16 protein-coding genes are annotated in these 21,033 nt (G+C 71.6%); 12 read left to right on the forward strand and 4 right to left on the reverse strand.

Annotated features, from left to right (window positions below; all coding sequences use genetic code 11):
- Positions 1-5: 5 nt before the first annotated feature.
- On the reverse strand, positions 6-1,097 hold the full coding sequence (locus ACFQ6X_RS33310) for a LacI family DNA-binding transcriptional regulator (protein WP_383187217.1): 1,092 nt from the start codon (positions 1,095-1,097) through the stop codon (positions 6-8).
- A 225-nt stretch (positions 1,098-1,322) separates the two neighbouring features.
- Between ACFQ6X_RS33310 and ACFQ6X_RS33315 the strand changes: the two genes are divergently transcribed.
- The 11 genes from ACFQ6X_RS33315 (at position 1,323) to ACFQ6X_RS33365 (ending at position 15,287) form a co-directional block, all read left to right on the forward strand.
- The gene (locus ACFQ6X_RS33315) at positions 1,323-2,591 is read left to right on the forward strand and encodes an ABC transporter substrate-binding protein (protein ID WP_383187220.1); all 1,269 of its coding nucleotides are present in this window, start codon (positions 1,323-1,325) and stop codon (positions 2,589-2,591) included.
- A 132-nt stretch (positions 2,592-2,723) separates the two neighbouring features.
- Complete coding sequence (locus tag ACFQ6X_RS33320; protein WP_383187222.1) at positions 2,724-3,566, forward strand: carbohydrate ABC transporter permease; 843 nt, start codon at positions 2,724-2,726, stop codon at positions 3,564-3,566.
- Positions 3,553-4,476 carry a carbohydrate ABC transporter permease gene (locus ACFQ6X_RS33325; protein ID WP_383187226.1) on the forward strand — a complete coding sequence of 308 codons (924 nt, stop codon included), beginning with the start codon at positions 3,553-3,555 and terminating at the stop codon, positions 4,474-4,476. The genes ACFQ6X_RS33320 and ACFQ6X_RS33325 overlap by 14 nt, the downstream gene beginning before the upstream one ends.
- A gap of 45 nt (positions 4,477-4,521) precedes the next feature.
- Positions 4,522-5,286: an SDR family NAD(P)-dependent oxidoreductase gene (locus ACFQ6X_RS33330; RefSeq protein WP_383187228.1), complete on the forward strand. Its 765-nt coding sequence runs from the start codon at positions 4,522-4,524 to the stop codon at positions 5,284-5,286.
- Positions 5,274-7,061 carry a heparinase II/III family protein gene (locus tag ACFQ6X_RS33335; protein WP_383187231.1) on the forward strand — a complete coding sequence of 596 codons (1,788 nt, stop codon included), beginning with the start codon at positions 5,274-5,276 and terminating at the stop codon, positions 7,059-7,061. The genes ACFQ6X_RS33330 and ACFQ6X_RS33335 overlap by 13 nt, the downstream gene beginning before the upstream one ends.
- 3 nt (positions 7,062-7,064) lie before the next feature.
- Positions 7,065-9,050 carry a hypothetical protein gene (locus ACFQ6X_RS33340; RefSeq protein ID WP_383187234.1) on the forward strand — a complete coding sequence of 662 codons (1,986 nt, stop codon included), beginning with the start codon at positions 7,065-7,067 and terminating at the stop codon, positions 9,048-9,050.
- 2 nt (positions 9,051-9,052) lie between these two features.
- Positions 9,053-9,655, forward strand: coding sequence for a hypothetical protein (locus ACFQ6X_RS33345; RefSeq protein ID WP_383187237.1), 603 nt, complete (start codon positions 9,053-9,055; stop codon positions 9,653-9,655).
- Positions 9,652-10,731, forward strand: a complete 1,080-nt coding sequence (locus ACFQ6X_RS33350) for a DUF1565 domain-containing protein (protein ID WP_383187238.1) — start codon at positions 9,652-9,654, stop codon at positions 10,729-10,731. The genes ACFQ6X_RS33345 and ACFQ6X_RS33350 overlap by 4 nt, the downstream gene beginning before the upstream one ends.
- Complete coding sequence (locus tag ACFQ6X_RS33355) at positions 10,719-11,888, forward strand: SGNH/GDSL hydrolase family protein (protein WP_383187240.1); 1,170 nt, start codon at positions 10,719-10,721, stop codon at positions 11,886-11,888. Before ACFQ6X_RS33350 ends, ACFQ6X_RS33355 begins: the two co-directional genes overlap by 13 nt.
- Before the next feature lie 11 nt (positions 11,889-11,899).
- Positions 11,900-14,308: a polysaccharide lyase 8 family protein gene (locus ACFQ6X_RS33360; protein WP_383187242.1), complete on the forward strand. Its 2,409-nt coding sequence runs from the start codon at positions 11,900-11,902 to the stop codon at positions 14,306-14,308.
- Between the two features lie 4 nt (positions 14,309-14,312).
- Positions 14,313-15,287 (forward strand): acetylxylan esterase, encoded by a 975-nt coding sequence (locus tag ACFQ6X_RS33365; RefSeq protein ID WP_383187245.1) that lies wholly within the window; start codon positions 14,313-14,315, stop codon positions 15,285-15,287.
- A gap of 15 nt (positions 15,288-15,302) precedes the next feature.
- On the opposite strand, the gene ACFQ6X_RS33370 is transcribed toward ACFQ6X_RS33365, so the two are convergent.
- Positions 15,303-16,877, reverse strand: a complete 1,575-nt coding sequence (locus tag ACFQ6X_RS33370; RefSeq protein ID WP_383187248.1) for a phytoene desaturase family protein — start codon at positions 16,875-16,877, stop codon at positions 15,303-15,305.
- Positions 16,878-17,091: 214 nt separating this feature from the next.
- On the opposite strand from ACFQ6X_RS33370, the gene ACFQ6X_RS33375 reads away from it, so the two are divergent.
- Entirely contained in the window at positions 17,092-17,712 is a 621-nt protein-coding gene (locus ACFQ6X_RS33375) for a DinB family protein (RefSeq protein ID WP_383187251.1), read from the forward strand.
- 7 nt (positions 17,713-17,719) lie between these two features.
- On the opposite strand, the gene ACFQ6X_RS33380 is transcribed toward ACFQ6X_RS33375, so the two are convergent.
- Together ACFQ6X_RS33380 and ACFQ6X_RS33385 are read right to left on the reverse strand one after the other, a co-directional pair.
- On the reverse strand, positions 17,720-19,990 hold the full coding sequence (locus ACFQ6X_RS33380; protein WP_383187256.1) for a tetratricopeptide repeat protein: 2,271 nt from the start codon (positions 19,988-19,990) through the stop codon (positions 17,720-17,722).
- Between the two features lie 27 nt (positions 19,991-20,017).
- Positions 20,018-20,905 (reverse strand): oxygenase MpaB family protein, encoded by an 888-nt coding sequence (locus ACFQ6X_RS33385; protein ID WP_383187253.1) that lies wholly within the window; start codon positions 20,903-20,905, stop codon positions 20,018-20,020.
- Positions 20,906-21,033 lie beyond the last annotated feature (128 nt).

Consider the following 21,033-nt stretch of genomic DNA (forward strand, 5'->3'; position numbering starts at 1 on the left):
CGCTGCTATCCGGCCTCGGCCAGGGCGGGAGCGGGGGCCGGTGCCGAAGCGGCGGCCGGCGCCGGTGCCGTGGACTCCCGTACCACCAGGCGGGGCCTGATCAGCAGAGACCGCCCGGCACCCGGAGCCGAGTCGATCCGGGCGCGCAGCTGCTGGAACGTCTCGGCCGCCATCTCCGGAAGCGGCTGGCGGACCGTGGTCAGGGGTGGTTCGAAGAGATCGGCGAGCAGGATGTCGTCGAACCCGACCACCGAGACGTCCCGCCCCGCGCGGAGTCCGGCGTCCTTGGCGCCGCGGCAGATGCCGATCGCGCACATGTCGTTGATCGCGACGAATCCGGTGGGCGGGCGCGGCCGCGACAGCAGTTCCCGGGCGGCGTTCCGGCCCAGCTCGGCGGCGTCCTTGTCCCCGAATTCGGTGGTGTCCGCACCGGGCCACACGATCGCGTCGGCCGGGTCGAGGCCCGCCGACTCGAGCGCGGCCCGAAAGCCCCGCAGTCGCTCCCGGCGGTTGACGCTGTTGACCGAGCCTGAGACGAACGCCAGTCTCCGGTGCCCCAGTTCGATCAGATGGCGGGTGGCGAGTTCGGCGCCCATCGCGTTGTCCACACTGATGCTGGACAGCGACGCCGGATCACCCGCCTGCGCGGTCCGGTCGAAGGCGACCATCTTCAGACCCCGGCTGAGCAGCGGGGCGACGTGGTCGAGCGAGGGCAGGGAGGAGCACAGGACCACCCCGCTGACCCCGTCGGCGAGCAGCTCCTCCCCGTACTTGAGCTCACGGGCGGGATCGCGCTCACTGTTGCACAGCAGTACGTGGTAGCCCTCGGCCAGGGCGATGGCCTCCAGTTCTCTCGCGAGCGCACCCCAGAAGGGGTTGGCGACGGAGGGGACGATCAGGCCGATGACCTTGATGCGGCCGGTGCGCAGCATGCGTGCCGCCCGGTTGGGCCGGTAGCTGAGCTGCTCTATCACCTGCTCCACACGAGCCAGGGTGGCCGCCTGCATACGGTCCGTACGTCCGTTGAGGACGTTGGAGACCGTGCTCGCGGAGACTCCTGCTGCCTCCGCGACCTGATGGATCGTTACCCCGCTCATGCCACCTCCGGTTCGGAACGCACTGCTGAGCTTAGTGTACCGATTTACTGAACGCGCTCCACCGGTATACCCGTTAACATCCCTGAAAATTCTTGTGCATCAGCTGTTGACGCCACTCTCAACGCGTTCTTAGCATCAGTGCATCGATTTACCAGCGCTTCCCAGCCATGTCCGGGAGGTCATCGCTGGATCGATCCACTGACTCCACCTCAAAAGGGGTGTCCCATGGAACTCAACAGACGATCTGTGCTCGCCGCCATCGGCGCGGGTACGGCCACTGCCGCGCTCGCCGGCTGTGGTGGCGGCTCCACGGCCGCCGGTTCGGCCGACGGCCCCGCCGAGGGCGAGATCACGCTGCTCACCCCGATCTACGAGGGCGCGAAGGGCAAGGTCCTGCTGGAGCAGGAGATCCTCGGCGGGTTCCGGAAGAAGTATCCGGACGTCAAGGTGAACGTGGACTACACCACGTACGCGCAGCTCAACGAGAAGATCACCACCGGTCTCGCGGGCGGGCTGCTGCCGGACGTGCTCATGATGGGCGTCGGCTGGATACCCCCCTTCGCCTCGAAGAAGGCGATCGCCGAGCTCCCGGAGGCGCTCGCCACCGCGCACGACTACGAGAAGCGCGTGCTGGAGCCGTCGCGTTACGACGGGAAGCTCTACGCGCTGCCCGTGGTCCTGGACACCCGCATCGTCGTGTACCGCAAGGACCACTTCGCGGAGGCCGGGATCAAGAAGACCCCGGCCAACTGGGCGGAGCTGCGCGCCGTCGCGAAGCAGCTGACGAAGGACGGCCGTGTCGGATTCGACCCGTTCTCCATCGATCTGCGCCAGTGCTGGGAGACCTTCCTCTTCGCCAACGGCGGCCAGTTGTTCAGCGCGGACGGCAAGAAGGTGCTGTTCACCGATGCGCGCGGCGTCGAGGCCCTGCAGTTCTTCAAGGACCTGGTCAAGGACGGCTCGGCGGACTACGCGAAGAAGACGGATGCCGGTGCCCCGTCCAACGTACAGACGGGCAGGGCGTCGATGATGATGTCGACGAGCGCCCTGTGGGTGCAGGCCAAGGAGCAGAACCCGGAGCTCATCGAGGGCGACAAGCTCGGCTCGTTCGTCCTGGCCAATCGCAGGCCCGCGATGCTCCAGGGCGGCACGCTCGTCACCCAGTCCGCGCGTTCCAAGCACCCGGCCGCGGCCCGTGCGCTCGTCGAGTACCTCGCGACGCCCGACTCGATCCTCGGTGCGGCGAAGCAGCGCGGCTCGGTACCGGGTCTCCGGGACCTCAACGAGTCCGGTTACGTCAAGGAGAACGAGTTCGTCGACCTCTCCCTGCAGAACCTGGAGCACGCCGTCTCGGAGGGCGGCACCGCGGCCTGGATGGAGATCCGCGAAAAGATCAAGCCGACGCTGGAGCCCGCCATCGTGGGCGGTCAGTCCGCGAAGGACGCCATCGCGGAGCTCGGCCGTCTCGCCGAGGCCGCCATCGGCCGGATGTAAGGACCCGACACTGTGCCAGCAATATCCGTAGTGAAGGCACGGCCCCGGCCGCCTTCCCCTCCCGAGGCACCGAGAACGACGCGTACGGGCCGGGTCCCCACGGGCCCGGGACGGCGTCGGCGCCGTGCGGGCATGCTGATGGTGGCGCCCGCGCTGCTGCACGCCTCGCTGTGGATCGGTCTTCCGGTCGTGGTCTCGGTGGCCCTGGCCTTCACGAAGTACGACGTGCTGACGGCGCCGGAGTTCGTGGGTCTGGGCAACTTCCGGGACATGCTGGACGACGCGGTCTTCGTCAAGTCCATCGGCAACACGCTCGTCTACACCTTCTTCACGGTGCCCTTCGGTATGGCCCTCGGCCTGCTGGTGGCACTGGCTCTGCACACCGGCCTCAAGGCGCGCGGCATCTTCCGCACCGCGGTGTTCCTGCCGCAGGTCACCGCGACCGTCGCGATCGCCCTGGTCTGGCTGTGGATCTACAACCCCGGCAACGGACTGCTCAACACCCTGCTGTCGTTCCTCGGCATCCAGGGGCCCGCGTGGCTCTCCTCGACGACGTGGGCGATGCCCTCGGTGATCCTGGTGGGCATCTGGCAGGGCATCGGTATGAAGATGCTCATCTATCTGGCCGCGCTCCAGTCCCTGCCCAAGGAGCTGTACGAGGCGGCGTCCGTGGACGGCGCGTCCAAGGTCCGGCAGTTCTTCTCGATCACACTGCCGCTGCTGAAGCCCGCGACGTTCTTCGTGCTCATCACCTCGATGATCAGCGCCTTCCAGTCCTTCGACCAGATCTACATCCTGACCGACGGCGGCCCAGCGAACAGCACCACGATGATGACGTACGAGATCTACAAGTCCGCCTTCCGGGAGTTCCGCGTCGGCTACGCCAGCGCACAGTCGCTCGTGCTCTTCGTGCTGCTGATGGGCTTCACCCTGGTCAACAAGCGGATCATGGGAGGCAGTCGTGGCCACAGCTGAGCTGCAGAAGCCGGCCCCGGCTCCGGTGCCGAGGACCACGAGCAAGGGCAGGCCGGTCTCCGCCGGACGGATCGCGCTCTACGTGACGCTGTCCGTGGTCTCGCTGCTGATGATGGTGCCGTTCGCCTGGATGATCCTCACCTCGCTCAAGACGCCGGTGGAGATAGCGTCGCAGGACGCCGGACTGCTTCCGGAACACTGGCAGTTCGGGAACTACGCCGACGCGCTGAAGGCAGCGCCCTTCGCCACGTACGCCCGGAACAGTTTCGTCATCGCTTTCAGCCACACCGTGCTCAACGTGCTGATCGCCTCGATGGCGGGGTACGCCCTCGCGCGCATCAGGTTCCGCGGCAGCGAGACGATCTTCTATCTCTTCATCGCGGCCCTCATGATCCCCACGTACACCAAGGTGCTGCCCGAGTTCCTGATCGTCCGCTTCATGCCGCTGGCCGGCGGGAACGACATCCTCGGCCAGGGCGGAAGCGGGTGGCTGGACAGCTGGTGGGCGCTCATCATCCCCGGCGCCGTCACCCCGTTCGCGGTCTTCCTCTTCCGGCAGTTCTACCTGGACCTGCCGGTGGAGCTGGAGGAGGCCGCCCGGCTCGACGGCCTCGGCGAATTCAGCATCTACGCCCGGATCATGAGCCCGCAGGTCAAGCCCGCGTTCATCACCGTGGCGCTGCTGACCTTCGAGTCCTCGTGGAACAACTTCCTCTGGCCGCTCCTGGTGACCCATACGGACAGCATGCGGGTGATCCAGGTCGGGCTCTCCGTCTTCAAGACGGAGAACGGCACCCAGTGGCACTTCCTGATGGCCGGCACCACGCTCGCCACCCTTCCCATGGTCGTCCTCTTCCTCATCGGCCAGCGCTACTTCGTACAGGGCTTCGCAACCGCCGGTCTCAAGTGACCGGTTCCGGCCCCTCGTGGGCCGGTCACCGAAAGGGCTTCACCCATGTCTGCTGATCTCAACGGCTCCCGCGCACTGGTGACGGGAGCGGGCCACGGCATCGGCCGCGCCATCGCCGTCGCCCTGGCAGAGGCCGGCGCCGACGTCGCCGTCCACTTCCACTCCTCCGCCGAGGAGGCCGCGAAGACGGTCTCGGCCATCGAGGCACTGGGCCGCAGGGCCAAGGCGTTCCAGGCCGACGCGACCGTGAGCGGCGAGGTGGACGCACTGGTCGAGGAGGCCACCGGATTCCTCGGCGGTCTGGACGTCCTCGTCTGCAACGCGGGGCATCTGATCGGCCGCGAGAAGATCGCGGCCATGTCGGACGATCACTTCGACCAGGTCATCTCCGTCAATCTGACATCGGCGTTCCGCACGGTGCGTGCAGCCCTGCCGCATCTGACGCAGTCCTCGGCCGGACGCATCATCACCATGTCGTCGCTCGCCGCGCACAACGGCGGCGGCCCCGGCTCGGTCGCCTACGCTGCTGCCAAGGCGGGCATCCGCGGCTTCACGAAGGGCCTGGCGAAGGAACTCGCGGGCACGGGGATCACCGTCAACACGGTGGCACCCGGCTTCATCAAGGGCACCGCCTTCCACGACACGTTCACCGCTCCCCAGGCCCAGCAGGCGATGGAGGCCGGCATCCCCGTCGGCCGGGCCGGCACGCCGGAGGACGTCGCCCACGCCGTCGTCCATCTGGCCTCGCCCGCCTCGGGCTTCCTCACCGCCACCACGGTGGACATCGACGGTGGCGTGTGGCCGCGTTGAGGCGCATCGCCCGGGAGCGGGGCGGCTGGTGGCACGCGTACGTCTGCCCGGCGCACGGAGTGGAACTCGACCACGGTGATCTCCTCGGCGGAGTCTTCCCCGAGGACGGTGCGCGCTGCGCGCACGGCTGCCGGGTGGACACGGAGGCGGTGCGCGGCGCCTGGGTGGTGCTGTCGCACCAGGCGTGGGCACGGCATCTGCGGGTGCTCGCCCATCGCGGGGAGCGCGCGGAGGCGGTGGCCCGGCTCGTCGAGTACGCCGACGTGTACGCCGGCCTCGCCACGGAGCGGCACGGCGAGGCGCAGACATGGATGCTGCGCGGCCGGCTCTTCCACCAGGCGCTGACCGACGCGATCTGGGCGGTGAACATCGGTCACGCGGTGAACACCCTCGCCGCCAAGGACGCGGAGGGGCTGGCGGCGGTACTTCCGCTGCTCGACGGCCTGGAGCAGGCCGCGCTCGACGCCCGCGACGTGCTGACCGGCCAGGGGCACCTCGCGTCCAACTACACCGCGTGGCTGAACGCGGCAGGTGTGGCCACGAGCCGGGCCGCGGCCGCGGTCCGCGGCCGGGAGTGGGACGGCGCCGGGCAGTGGCTGGAGGGCGCCCACGGCCTGTACGCACATCTGCGCGTGGCGGTCGCCGAGGACGGCTGGGAGTGGGAGGGCAGCACCTACTACCACGGGTTCGTGCTGCGGGCGGCCCTGCTGGCACTGCGCTCCACCGACCCGGCGGCGATCCCGTCCGATGTGGTGGGCGTGCTGGCCGGGATGACGGACGTCCTCGCGGTGATCGCGACGGACGGCGGCATTCTCCCGGCGTTGCACGACGGTCCCTACCTGCGGCCCCCGCTGGCCCTGGAGTGGCTCGAACTGGTAGCCCTTGCCGAGCAGTTGGTGCCGTCCGCGGCACTGGATGCGGTGGCGGTACGCGCACGGGCCGAGCTCGGCGAGCACGACGACGGGCTGGACCGGGAGCTCGGCGGCTGGTTCGCCGGGCCGCCGCTCCCCCGCCGGGCGGCGCCCGGCGCCGTCACCGTTTTCCCGTCGGCGGGCTACGGAGTGGTACGGGCGGCGGGCATCCACGCGCTGCTGGACTTCGGCCCGCACGGCGGTTCGCACGGGCACCGCGACAAGCTGTCGCTGTACCTGTACGGGGACACGACCCCGTGGCAGCCGGACCCCGGACAGGTGCCCTACGCGCACGCCGAGTTCCGCGATCTGTACACGTCGACGGAAGCGCATCCGGCGTTCCGGGTGGACGGCGCCGAGCAGGCGGAGTGCACGGGGGCGCTGCTGGCTTCGGACACCGCCTCGGTGTCCGCCGAGGTCACCACCGCGTACGAAGGGGTGCGCGCGGTACGGCGCGTGGCGGCCGGCGACTGCTACCTGGTGGATCTGCTGACGGTGACGGGCCGGGAGGCGCGCCGGGTCACGGCCCAGCTGCGCCCGGGAACGGCGCTCGACATCCAGCTGCAGGCAGCCGGTCCCGTGCGCACCACCTGGTACGGCGACGAGACCCTGCACGGCTGGCACACCCACACCGCCGGGGTGCCGGTCCGGCCCGTGACCCGGCCCGGCCCGGGGCCGGCCGACGATCCGCAGCGCATGCGCACCCGGGTCGACTTCACCGCCGAGGCCGAGCGGGTCACCTTCGCCTCGGTGTACCAGGCGGCATCGGCGGGGCCCGCGGTGAGCGAGGTGCGACTCGACGGGGAGGAGCTGACGGTGGAACTGGCGGACGGCTCCACCGCGCGCTTCCGGACGGAGGGCTGAGTCGTGCTGCTCTCCGCCACTCCGCCGCCCGGCCCGCGCCCCGCGCAGGAGGTCCGGCTGCGGGAGGAGGCCGCGCGCCACCGCGGTCTCACCCCGCCCCGCACGCACCCCCTGGCCAGCATCACCTGGCTGGGCCCCGCCGCCTCCAACCCGGCTCTGGCGTACCGCACCACCGGCGACCGCGCGCACCTGGACGAGAGCCGGCGCTGGATCGAGGCGGCCGTGCGGCTGCCGCACTGGGGCCGGGCCCATCTGCCGGACCACGACCTGGACGCGGGCTGGCTGCTGCACCACCTGTCGCTCGCCTACCGGTGGATCGGCGACGAGCTGCCGGACGGGGTGCGGGCGCTGCTGCGGTACAAGCTGCTGCTGCAGGGCCGTCGTATGTACGAGTTCGCGGTGGCGAGCGAGGGCCGCTGGTGGTCGTCGTCGTACTGGCAGAACCACAACTGGATCTGTTACGCGGGCCTGGCGACCGCCGGCTACGTCCTGGGCAAGCAGGAGTGGACCGAGCGCGCCAAGGACAACCTCGGCACGGTCCTGGACCTGATGCCGGCCGACGGTTCGCACGCCGAGGGTGTCGTGTACTGGCGCTACGGGGTGCCCTTCCTGGCGATCCATCTGGATCTCCTGAAGGAGGCGGAGGGCGTGGACTGGTGGGAGCGGGGCGGTTTCCTCGCCAACACCTTCCGCTACCGGCTCCACCAGACGGCGCCCGGCTTCGCGTTCAACGTCGACCACGGTGACTGCCACGACCGGCGCAGTGGTCACAGCGCGGGGCTGTACTACCGGCTCGCCGCGCAGTACGGCATCGCGCAGGCCCAGTGGATGGGCGATCTGGCCTCGGGCGAACTGCTGTGGCAGGAGGCGGCGGAGAGCGGGGTACGGCCGGGAATCCTGCCGGAGGCCTATCTGGAGTACCTCTGGTACGACCCGTCCGTACCGGCCGCCCGGCCCACCGAGACCCGTGCGTTCTTCCCTGACCTCGGGCTGCTCGCGGCCCGCACGGGGTGGGACAAGGATGCGACGCTGGTGTCGTTCAAGGCGAGTCCGGGCGGGGGCCACACCGCGTGGGAGACCTCGGCGAAGCACCGGGCCGAACTGGGCTGGGAGACCCTGAACCAGGGGCACCACCACCCGGACTCGGGGTCGTTCGTGCTCATCTCCCAAGGGGCGTTCCTCGCCGTGGACGAGGGCTACAGCAACCGCAAGCGGGCGGCGCACCACAATCTGCTGCTGGTGGACGGGCAGGGGTACGCGGACGAGGACCGTTACCACGTCTACAAGGACATTCCGCACGAGCGGCAGGCCAGGCAGCGCGACGTGCTGGTGGACGCCGAGGCCGGCTGGGCCCACGCCACCGCGGAGATCGCCGCGATGTACGACCCGGACCTCGGTGTCCGGCGTCTGGACCGGACCCTGGTGTTCACGCCGTCGGGCCGGCTCGTGCTGTTCGATCTGGCCGAGGCGGAGACGGGGCGGGAGTGGACGTTCCTGCTGCAGACCGACCGCCCGACGGAGCCGCAGCCGGACGGCAGCCGGCTGATCAGGTCGGGAGCGGCCACCGCTCTCGTACGGCAGTTCGCGCCTCACGACGCCTCGGTCGTCTGCGAGGTCACCGAGGTCGAGGCCAATCCGACGTCCAGTACACCGGAGCTGCGGCTCACCCGGACGCTCCACACACTCCGTTCGACCGCCCCGCGGTCGCCGGGCGGTCTCTTCCTCACCGCCATCACGCCCGGGGGAGCACCGGCCGGCGATCAGATCGCGTGCCTGGAAGGGCGCGGTGTCACGTTCACGGACGCGGAGGAGACCGTCCTGCTGTCCCCGGTCACCCGGCGGATCCGCACGTCACGGGTGAGCGCCGACGCCGCGGCCCTGCTGACCTCCGCGGACGCCCCGCCGTTCGTGGTGCGGTGCACGCGGCTGGAGCTGGACGGGCACGTGCTCCTCGATGTTCCGGAGCCGTACACAGGAAAGGTCGGCTGATCATGCAGGCAACACTTTCGTCCGGCTGGCCGACGCTGTTGCGGCGTCTGGAGTTCATCGCGTACCCGGCCGTCGCCGGGGCCGCGTGCACCGTGCTGTCCCTGGGTGTCGTCACCTGGCTGCCCGCACTCGCGGCCATGGGCCACGCGCTGCAGTTGTGGCGGGCGGAAGGGGACAGCCGCGTGTTCGTCAACGCGTTCGCCGCGTTCCCCCGCTACTGGCGCGCGCTGTGGCGGCACGGATTGCTGTCGACGGCGGCGGCGGTCGTCCTCGGCGCGAACATCGTGTACCTGCTGTCCCGTTCGGAGCCGTGGACGTTCGTCGTACTCGCCGCGCAGGTGGGCATCGCCGCCGCGCTCGTCATCCATCACATCGCGCTCGCCGCCGAGGCCGGACGGACACCGCTGGGCTCGGTCCGCACCTGGTCGGCCGGGGCGCTGGCGCTCGGCTTCGGGTCTCCGGCCCGGGGCACCGCACTGCTCGGCGCGGTGATCTCCGCCGTGCTGCTCTCCCTCGTCGTACCGCTGGGGCCGCTGCTGCTGGGCCCCAGCATCCCCGTACTGCTCGCTCTGTCCTTCGCTGATCCCAGGAGGCACATCTCATGAGCCATGCACTGCGCACCACCCTGGCCGCCGCGCTCGCCGCGGGCACCTCGCTCCTCGTGCCGGCGCCGTCCGTGGCCGCCGAGGCGGCGACGGCGTACTACGTCTCGCCGTCCGGCAGTGACGCCAACGCGGGTACGTCGGCGGGGGCGCCGCTCGCCACGATCCAGAAGGCCCTGGACCTGGCCCCCACGGGAGCGGTGGTGAACCTCGCGGCGGGCACCTACCGGCAGGACGTGGTGACCGTGCGCCCCGGTGTCACGCTCACGGGCCCGTCGAGCGCCGTGGTGAAGGGGGCGGGCGACGCTCGCATCATCCAGGTGCAGCACGACTCGACGACGCTGAGCGGCTTCACGGTGGACGGGCTGCACGGCTCGTCCACCGAGGTGGCGGGCTACCGCCCGAAGCTCATATATGTCATGAGCACGACTGCCGGAAACGGAGTGGGCGGCCTGCGCATCACCGGCATGACGCTCAAGAACGCCGCCGACGAGTGCGTGCGGCTGCGCTATCTGGTCACCGGCGCGGAGGTGGACGACAACACGATCACCAACTGCGGGGTCGCCGACTTCAAGTTCGGCGGGGGCGGCAAGAACGGCGAGGGCATCTACCTCGGCACGGCGCCCGAGCAGCAGGGCGCGAACGGTGCCCCGGACGCCGCGGCGGACATCAGCAGGAACAACCGCATCCACCACAACACGATCGCCACCCAGGGCAACGAGTGCGTCGACGTGAAGGAGAACGCCACCAACAACTACGTCGAGTACAACGACTGCAGCGGCCAGAAGGACTCCAGCTCCGGCGGCCTCGACGCACGCGGCAGCGGCAACATCTTCCGCTACAACACCGTGCACGACAACGTCGGCGCCGGTGTACGGCTCGGCGGTGACACCGCGACCGACGGCATCGACACGAGCGTGTACGGCAACACCATCACCGGTAACGCGGGCGGCGGCATCAAGTTCATGCGCACCCCGCAGGGCCCGGTGTGCACGAACACCATGAGCGGCAACACCGGTGGCAACGCGGTCGGTACGTACGCGAGCGAGTACGAGCCGACCGGTGCGTGCCCGCAGTGACCGGCCGGGGGCCCGCGAGACGCGGGCTACTGACAGCGGCGGCGGGCGTGGCGGCGGTCGCCGTCGCCGCGCCCGGAGCCCAGGCCGCCCCGGCCACGCGGGGCAACGGCGGCGGGGCCGGCAGGTCGCGCTGGGCCACGTCATGGGCGACTGCGCAGACCGCGCCGACCGAGACCGACACGGTGGCGGCCGGCGGCCTCACCGACGGCGTGTTCACTGCCGTCCTGCGGCTGTCGGCCGGCGGGCAGGTACGTCTGCGGTACGCGAACGCCTTCGGCGCCGTACCCGTCCTGATCGGCCCGGTGACGGCCGGCGGGCGTGCGGTGACGTTCGGCGGCCGACGGCAGGCGTGGCTCGCCGCGGGCGCCTCCCTGACCAGTGATCCGGTCGACGGGCTGAGCGTGCCGGCGTCGTCGCGGCTGACGGTGGAGACCCGGCTGCCCGGCCCCACCGGGCCCCTGTCCTTCCACCGCAACACCCATGCCTCGCACTCCGTGGACGGGGTGCGGACCGCCTCCGTGTTCCTGCTGACCGGGGTCGAGGTGACCGGCGCCCACGGTCCGGTGCTCGCCGTGCTCGGCGACTCCATCGCGGAGGGCGTCGGCACACCCGACGACGCGGACCTGCGCTGGCCGGACCAACTGGCCCGGCGGCTCCCCGGATCGGCTGTCGCCAACCTCGGCATCAGCGGCAACCGGCTGCTGCTCGACGACGCCCGTTTCGGGCCCGGCGGGCAGGCGCGGTTCGACCGCGACGTCCTCCCGCTGCCCGGGCTGCGGACCGTACTCGTCCATCTCGGCATCAACGACCTCCAGCAGCCGCCCGCCCAGACGGACCCCGCGCTCGTCCTGGCCGGCTACCGCCAGCTGGTCCTGCGGGCCCGGAACGCTGGGCTGCGGATCGTCGGGGCGACCATCACCCCGTTCGAGGGGTGGATCCGCTGGACGCCGGAACTCGACGCGGTCCGGCAGCAGATCAACCGCGCTGTGCGCACCGGGCGGTTGTTCGACGCGGTCGCCGACTTCGACCACGCGCTGCACGATCCCGCACAGCCCTCGCGCCTGCTGCCCGCGTTCGACAGCGGCGACGGCCTGCACCCCAATCCCTCCGGTCACGCCGCGCTCGCCGCGGCCGTCGACCGCCGACACCTCCTGTGAGGGCCCGACACATGACCCCAGGCACCGGCAGAGGCACCACCCGACGCACCGTCCTGGCCGGAGCGGCGGCGCTCGGCGCGGCCGTCACCCTGCCCCTCACCCTCACCTCCGGGGCCGCGCACGCGGCTGTCGGGGACGCGGCCGCACTGCGCGCCCGCTGGCACACCCTGCTCACCGGGGGCGCCGGTCTCGATCTGGCGGACGAGCGGATCGCGGCGGCAGTCGCCCGGACAGGCCGGGCCGCGACCACCGCGGCGACGGGCCTGGACCCGGCGCGCGCCGAGGGCCTGTTCCCCGACCTGACCAGCACCACGCTCTCCAACCACGTCACCACGTCGTTCAAGCGGCTCGCCACGATCGCCACCGCGTGGGCGGTCCCCGGCACCCCGCAGTACGGTGACGCGGCCCTCGGAGACCTGCTGCTGGCCGGCATCGACTGGATGCTGACACACCGCTACGGCCCCGAGCACACCCGGTTCGACAACGACTGGGACTGGGAGATCGGCTCGGCGCTCGCGCTCAACGACGCGTCCGTGCTGCTGTACGACGTGCTCGGCACGGAGCGCCTCGCGCGAATCACCGAGGCCGTGCGGCACTACACACCCGACCCGAACCTGTGGCGCGCGGACCGGCAGATCGCGACCGGGGCGAACCGGGTGTGGATCTCCACGGTGGTCGCGGTCAACTCCGTCCTCCGCGACGACGGGGACGCACTCACCCGGGTCCGCGACGCTCTTTCGGACGTCGAGGGTTCAGGTGCCAACAGTGTCCTGGCCTTCAACGACCGCGCGGACGGCTCGGCCGGCACGGGCGAGGGCTTCTACTCCGACGGCTCGTTCCTCCAGCACTACAAGCACCCGTACAACGGCGGCTACGGCAAGGAACTGCTCAACAACCTCTCCCGGCTGCTGAACCTGCTCGCCGGCACGGGCTGGGCGGTCACCGACCCGGACCTCGACAACGTCCGCGGCTGGGTCGACGACGGTTTCGACCCGCTGCTCGCCCGGGGCGATGTGATGGCGTCGGTGTGCGGGCGTGAGATCGCGCGTCCCAGCAAGCAGGGCCACGCCTCGGCGCAGACGGTCATCGAGGCGGTGGTGCGGCTGATACCGAGCTTCCCCGGAGCCACGGCCGACCGCTTCACCGCACTGGTCAAGCAGTGGATCGCCGAGGACACCTACCGGGACTTCCTGGCCGTCACCGATCTGGCCTCGCTCGTCGCCGCCCGCCGGATCCTCGACTCGCCCGTCCCCGCGCGCGGCCCGCTGGTGGCGCACAAGCAGCACCCGCGGATGGACAAGGCGGCGCACCACCGGCCGTCGTTCGCGCTGGGCATCTCGGCGTACTCGAGCCGGATCTACAACTACGAGTCGATCCAGAACGAGAATCTGCACGGCTGGCATCTCTCCGACGGCATGGTGCTGCTGTACACCGACGACCTCGGGCACTACAGCGAGGACTACTGGCCCACCGTCGACCCTGCCAGGCTGCCCGGCACCACGGTCGTCGCGGGCCGGCCGGCGGACGCGGCGGGGCAGCGCACGACGAGCACCGCCGACTGGGCGGGCGGCACCGCACTGCCGGGGACGACGCTCGGCGCCTACGGCATGGAGCTGCGGGCGTACGGAAGTTCGCTGCGCGGCCTCAAGAGCTGGTTCTGTCTGGACGACGTCATCGCGTGCGTCGGCTCCGGCATCACGGCGGACGCGGGACCGGTGGAGACCGTCGTGGAGAACCGCAAGCTCCGCGACCCGCACGCCACGCTCCTCGTCGACGGCAGGGCCGCCCCGGCCGACGCCGGCTGGTCCGCGCAGCTCGACGGTGTGCGCTGGCTGCACGCCGAGGGGACCGGCGGCTATGTCTTCCCGAAGCCCGCCACGCTGCGCGGTCTGCGTGAGGAACGGACCGCGACCTGGCGGGAGATCAATCTCAAGTACGGCACGGACACGCCTGTGACCCGCCCCTACCTGACGCTGTGGCAGGACCACGGCGCGGCACCGGACGGCGCGGGGTACTTCTGGCTGCAGGCCCCGGCGGCCTCCGCGGCGCGCACCAGGCAGTGGGCGGCTGCGCCCCCGGTGGAGCTCGTCTCCGACTCGACGGCCGTGCACGCAGTACGCCGCTGTGCGGACGGTCTGCTCGCCGCGAACTTCTGGACCGCGGGCACCGCGCAGGAGCTGACCGCCGACGGCCCCGCCTCGGTGCTGGTGCGGGCGGACGGCCGGACGGTCACGGTGGCTCTCTCGGACCCGACGCAGCTGCGGTCCTCGGTGGTCATGGACCTCGCCCGGCGCGGCCTGACGGTCGTCGCGGCGGACCCGGGCGTCAGCGCCACCTCCACCGGCCGCGGCATCCGGATCACCGCCGACACGGCGAACCGGCACGGCGCAACCCTCAACCTCACCCTGAAGAGGAGCTAGACCCTTGCTGTTCGACATGCCCCTGGAGCGGCTGCGCGAGTACCGGCCGCGGCCGGAGGAACCGGCCGACTTCGACGCCTTCTGGGATAAGACGCTGGCCGAGACGGCCCGGCACGACCTGGACGCCGAATTCGTACCGTACGACGCCGGATTCGCGACCGTGGACGTGTTCGACGTGACGTTCCGCGGCTGGGGCGGCCAGCCGGTGAAGGCCTGGCTGATGCTGCCGCGTGTCCGCTCCGGGCCGCTGCCCGCGGTGGTGCAGTACATCGGCTACAACGGTGGCCGCGGCATCCCGTACTCCTGGCTGACCTGGAGCGCGCTCGGCTACGCCCACCTCGTCATGGACAACCGGGGCCAGGGCGGCGGCGGCAAGAACACCTCGGACACCCCAGACTTCGGCCCCGACGGTCATGGCTCCTCCTCCCCCGGGTTCCTCACCCGGGGCATCGAGGATCCCGCCCGTCACTACTACCGGCGGCTCATCACCGACGCGGTGCGGGCCGTCGACGCGGCGAAGGCCCACGAGGCCGTGGACTCCTCCCGGGTCGCAGTCCTCGGCGGCAGCCAGGGCGGGGGCCTCGCCCTCGCCGTGGCCGGGCTGCGTGAGGACGTGGTTGCGGCGGTGGCCGATGTGCCGTTCCTGTGCCACTTCCGGCGCGGGTCGCAGATCACGGACGCGGGACCGTACGCCGAGATCGCCCGCTGGCTGTCGGGACACCGCTTCCGGGTCGAGGAGGCGATGCAGACCCTGTCGTACTTCGACGGCGTCAACTTCGCGGCACGGGCGACCGCTCCGGCGTGGTTCTCGGTGGGGCTGATGGACCGGGTCTGCCCGTCCTCGACCGTGTACGCGGCCTACCACGCCTATGCCGGTCCGGCCGAGATCGAGGTGTTCCCGTACAACGGCCACGAGGGCGGCGCGGAGTACGACCTGCCGCGCAAGCTCTCCGCGCTGCGCGGCGTGTTCGGCCAGTAGGCGACGGGCGGTCCGTCACCGGCCCAGCGCCGCCATGGCGGCGTTGTGGCCGGGGACGCCGCTGACCCCGCCGCCACGCACCGCGCCCGCCCCGCACAGCAGGACGTTGGCGTGTGCGGTCTCGACGCCCCAGCGGCCGGTGTCCTCGGTGGCGTACGGGAAGGACAGGTCCCGGTGGAAGATGTGGCCGCCGGGCAGTCCCAGGTCCTGCTCCAGGTCGAGCGGCGTCTTCGCCTCGATGCACGGCTCGCCGTTGCCGTCGAGGGCCAGGCAGTCGGCGATCGGCTCCTCCAGATGGGCGTCGAGTTCCGCGAGGGTGGCCTTGAGCAGGGCGGCGCGCGTGGCGTCGTTGTCCGCGGCGAAGAGCCGGGCGGGGGTGTGCAGCCCGAAGAGGGTGAGGGTCTGGTAGCCGCGTGCGGCGAGGTCGGGACCGAGGATCGACGGGTCGGTCAGTGAGTGGCAGTAGATCTCGGACGGCGGGGCGGCGGGCAGCAGTCCCGCCGCCGCCTCGCGGTAGGCGTCGGCCAGTTGCCCGTACCCCTCGGCGATATGGAAGGTTCCGGCGAACGCCCGGCGCGGGTCGACGGAGTGGTCACGCAGCTTCGGCAGCCGCGTGAGCAGCATGTTCACCTTCAGCTGCGCCCCCTCCGCCCGGGCCGGCGGCTCGTCACCGAGGAGCGCGGCCAGCGCCTGCGGCGATGCGTTGACCAGGACCTTGCGGGCGCCCAGCACCCGTTCTCCGGCGGGCGAGCGGACGGTGACCTCGGCGTGGGTCCCGTCGGTCTCGATACGGGTGGCCTCGTGCAGGACGCGGATCTCGGCGCCCGCCGCTCGGGCCGCTCCGGCCAGGGCATCGGTGAGTGCTCCCATGCCGCCGACCGGGACGTCCCAGTCGCCGGTGCCTCCGCCGATGACGTGGTAGAGGAAACAGCGGTTCTGGAGCAGGGACGGGTCGTGGGCATCGGCGAAGGTGCCGATCAGGGCGTCGGTCAGCACCACTCCGCGTACGAGGTCGTCGGTGAACCGCTCCTCGACGGCGACGCCGATGGGCTCCTCGAACAGTGTGCGCCACGCTTCGGCGTCGTCGATCCGCGCCCGGATGCCGTCGCGGGTCGGCAGGGGTTCCGTGAGCGTCGGGAAGGCACGTTCGGCGACCCGCTGCGTCATCGCGTAGAAGCGCTGCCAGGCCTCGTACTCGCGGTCGTCGCCGGTGAGTTCCGCGAACGATGCCCGGGTGTTGTCGCCGCCGACGAGCAGTCCGGTGGCCCGTCCGCCGCGCACGGCCGGGGTGTACGAGGAAACCGTGCGCTTGCGGACGGCGAAGTCGAGGCCGAGATCGCGGACGATCTTCTGCGGGAGCAGCGAGACGAGGTACGAGTAGCGGGAGAGCCTGGCGTCGACCCCGTCGAAGGGGCGGGTCGACACAGCCGCTCCCCCGGTGCTGCCGAGGCGCTCCAGGACGAGGACGGACTGCCCGGCACGGGCGAGGTAGGCAGCGGCCACCAGACCGTTGTGGCCGCCGCCGACAATCACCGTGTCGTAGCTGTCGTGCGCGGGTGTGCCGGGCGTGTGCGTCTCGTCTGTGGGCATGGCCCCTTGGTAACACGGAAGGATCGTCCCTGGCCAGAGGGCCGGAGAGGGTCGGTGCCCGGTTGCCGGGAGGGCCGGCGGGGCGGGCCGGGTCGCACCGGCACGGAAATCGTTGGGCGGCCCGGGGCGGCTGTGGCAGGGTGCCTTCCCGAAGCGTTCACCACCGAACCGCACCACCGACCCGCTCCGACCCGCCCCCGCAACAGGAGAGTTCATGGCAACCCCGGCACGCCTGATCCCACTGCTCGAGCAGTTCGACTGGGCGCGTGAACGCCTCGGCAACCGGATGGCGGGGCCCGTCGTGGACAGCGGCAACGGCACCGACGTCGAGGCCCCGCCGATGACCGACGAGGAGTACCTGTGGGAGCCGGTGCCGGACTGCTGGTCGGTCCGTCGGCGTACCGCGGGTCCCGGACCGCGTGCGACCTCTCTGGCCGGCACCGGTGACTGGGGGCGCGACACGGCGGCCTTCCCGCACCCCTCGCCGCCGCCGTTCACCACCATTGCGTGGCGCCTGAGTCATCTCACCGAACTGCTGGCCCTGCGCGCCGACCATGCGGCGGGCAGCCACGGTCTGACCCGGGACGACTTCCGCGTCGAGGGTGACGCGGCCGGGGCACTCGCCGCCTTCGCGACCGCCGCCGATGCGTGGCGAACGGCCCTGCTGGGCGCCGACGACACCGCGCTCGACACGGTCGGGTACAGCACGTACCCGCACGGCAGCGACCCGGAGGACCCGTTCATCGACATCGTCTGGTGGGTCAATCAGGAGCTGCTGCATCACGGGGCCGAGATCGCGCTGCTCCGTGACCTGTACCGCGGGCGGACCATCTGACGCCCGCTCAGTGCGGCGGCATCCCGCGCTGCCGGCGCAGCGTCGCGACCCTCCGGTAGAGGTCCACCGCTTCGGTGCTGCGCCCGAGCTGTTCCAGGCAGTGGGCCTCGTCGTTGCGGCTGGCGAGCGCATCGGGGTGGTCGGCGCCGAGGACCCGCTCACGGGCCTCGGCGACCTTCCGGTAGTCCGTGAGGGCGTCGGCCCACCGGCCCAGCCAGCCCAGGCCGACGGCGACCTCCCGGCGGCTGACGAGCGTGTCGGGGTGGTCGGGTCCCAGGGTGCGTTCCCGGATCGCGCACACCTCGCGTGATTCGACGAGCGCCTCCTCCCAGCGGGCCATCCGCCCCAGGTTGACGCCGAGTCCGTGCCGGGCGCGCAGGGTCTCCGGGTCGGCGGCTCCGTCGACCCGGGTGCGGTCGTCGACCAGCACGCGGTACAGCTCGAGCGCCTCGGCGCTGCGGCCCAGCCTGCCGAGGCTGATACCGACCTCGTAGCGGGCGGAGAGGGTGTCCGGGTGGTCGGCCCCGAGCGCCACGGCACGGGCCTGCGCGACATCGCGGTAGGTCTGCAGCGCCTCCGGCCACCGGCCCAGCTGGCCGAGCGTGTACGCCACTTCGTACAGCGTGACCAGGGTGTCCGGGTGGGTCGCGCCGAGGAGGCGGCTGCGCGCGTTCGCCACGTCGCGGGCCATGCGGTACGAGTCCTCCAGGCGGCCCAGCCTGCTGAGGTTGAACGCCAGGTTGTGGCGGCAGCGCAGGGTGTCCGGATGGTCCGGGCCCATCGAGCGCTCCCGGGAGGCGAGCACCGCCGCGTACACCTGGTGGGCTTCGAAGTGCCGGCCGAGCTGGCCCAGGACGTACGCCGTCTCCTGCCGGGCCGCGAGGGTCTCCGGGTGGTCGGGCCCCAGGGTGCGTTCGCGGCCGTCCGCGACCCGGCCGAACTCGCGCAGGGCATCCGTGGCGCGTCCGGTGCGGCTGAGGGTGAATCCGACCTCGTACCGGCTGGAGAGGGTGTCGGGGTGGTCGGGGCCGAGGGCCTGCTCGCGTTCGGCGGCGACCGCCCGGTGCACTTCGCCCGCCTCGTCCCAGTGGCCGAGACGCCCCAGGTTGAGGCCCGCGCTGTGCCTGCTGGCCAGGATGGCGAGCAGCTCGGGCGACGGCGTGGGCCGGTCGGGCCGGGCCGCGGGAAGGCCGGCGGGCAGAACCCGCAGGTCGGTTCCGGTCGTCCAGGAGCCGGTCAGGCCGAGCGAGAGGTCGATGGGGGCCGTCCCCGGGGGTATCGCACCGGTCGCCTTGTGACCGGTGGTCATGTTCCGGGTCCAGGAGGGCAGTCCCTGAGCGCGGCCCGCCGGCCGGCGGGCGGGGTGCAGGACGGGGGCGGGCGGGGCGAGCCGGACCCTCCCGGCGTCCGGGCCCTGCGTCTGCTCGCCGGTGCGTCCGAGCGCGATGCGCCTGCGCAGGTCGCCGGCGTCGGCGGGCCGCCCCTCGGGGGTCTTGGCCAGCAGGTCCAGGACGACCCGGTCGAAGAACCCGGGAAGTTCGGCGCGGTGGGTGCGCAGGGGCTCGGGCTGGGTGTCACGGTGTCCGACGAGGACCGCCCAGGCGTCGTCCAGGTCGAACGGCGGTACGCCCGTGGCGATCTCGTACAGCACACAGCCCAGCGAGTAGAGATCGCTGCGGTGGTCGACCTCACCGCCGCTGATCTGCTCGGGCGACATGTAGTGCGGGGTGCCCATGGCGATGCCCGTGCCGGTCAGGCGTGAGGTGAAGCCGATGTCGTGTCCGAGCCGGGCTATGCCGAAGTCGCAGATCTTCACCGTGCCGTCGCCGAGCCGCATGATGTTGGCGGGCTTGAGGTCGCGGTGCACGATGCCCTGCTGGTGGGTGTAGCCGAGGGCGTCGGCGACCTGTTCCGCGATGTCGACGACGTCGGGTACGGGCAGGGGGTGCTGTTTGTTGTCCTCGAGGAGCTGGCTGAGGTTGCGCCCTTCCAGGAGCTCCATGACCAGGTAGAGGACGCCCTCGGACTCGCCGAAGTCGTGGACGACGGTGACACCTCGGTGCTGGAGCGCCGCGGCCACCCGCGCCTCGCGGCGGAAGCGTTCGCGCAGGATGCGGGTGAAGGACGGGTCGTGCTGGGGCCCCATCGGTTTCAGGCACTTGACGGCCACCTGGCGGCCCAGGGACTCGTCGCGGGCACGCCACACCTCGCCCATGCCACCGCGCCCGATCAAATCGAGCAGCCGGTACCGGCTCTGGATCAGCCTGGTGTCCGCCATCGCCTGCTGTCGCCCCCGTCGCATCGCCTACTGCTGCGCCCTCCCCGGCCCGTCCAGTATGGCGGCCTGTCTGCGGAGTTTGTACGGGGCGGGGCGGCTGCCGGGGCCGAGTCGTGCCATCGCCTTCACGATGTGCCCGGGTGGCAGGCACCAGCGGAGGCGCGCGGGGATGCAGCGCAGGGCGGTGCCGGTGGCGCGCAGGCGGCGGTCGACGGCTTCCGGGGGCGGTGCCGGCCTGCCGTACAGCGCGTGGGCGTACGGGGGCAGTGAGTCGTACGCGAGTGCCGCCACGCGCCGCCACAGCAGTGCACGCGCCGGGGCCAGCAGGGCGTGGACCGGGGGGTTGCGCAGGAAGTCGTCGACGTCCAGCGCGTCCGGGCCGGCGACGAGTTCGGGGCGGACCCGGTCGAAGTAGTCGGCGAGTGCCGCGGTCGTGGCGGGGACGCCGGCGGGGTCGAGGCCGACGAGGCGGGCGCTCTCGCACTGTTCGCCGATGTACCGGTCGGCCTGGGCGTCGGTGAGCCGGAAGCCTGAGCGGCGTTGCACCTGGAGGTAGGAGTCGACCTCGGCGCAGTGCACCCAGAGCAGGAGCCCGGGTTCGTCGATGCCGTAGCTCTCGCCGGTCTCCGGGTCGGTGGCTTTGAGGAGCCGGTGGATCCTGCGGACCCGGGCGCCGTACTTCTCCGCTGCCCGGGTGGTGTCGTAGGTGAGCGTGCCGACGAAGTCGGCCGTGCGCATCAGGCGCCCCCAGGCGTCCTTGCGGAAGTCCGAGTTCTGCATGACGCCGCGTACCGCGCGCGGGTGCAGCGCCTGCAGGTAGAGGGCGCGCACTCCGGCGACCCACATCATGGGGTCCCCGTGCATCTGCCAGGTGACGGAAGCGGGGCCGAAGAGGCCCGGGTCTGCGTCGCTCATCGGCTCGTACCTTCCGCTCGGCTGTGGAACGGGGAGGCCTCGCCATACATGCATACCGCAACCACGGACGTTCCGGGAGGGGCGGGCCATGGGCGGGCGGCACGGGGGCGGGCCCCCCCCCCCCCGGC

Origin of the sequence: Streptomyces sp. NPDC056452, from assembly GCF_042796085.1 — a bacterium.
Classification (GTDB): Bacteria; Actinomycetota; Actinomycetes; order Streptomycetales; family Streptomycetaceae; genus Streptomyces.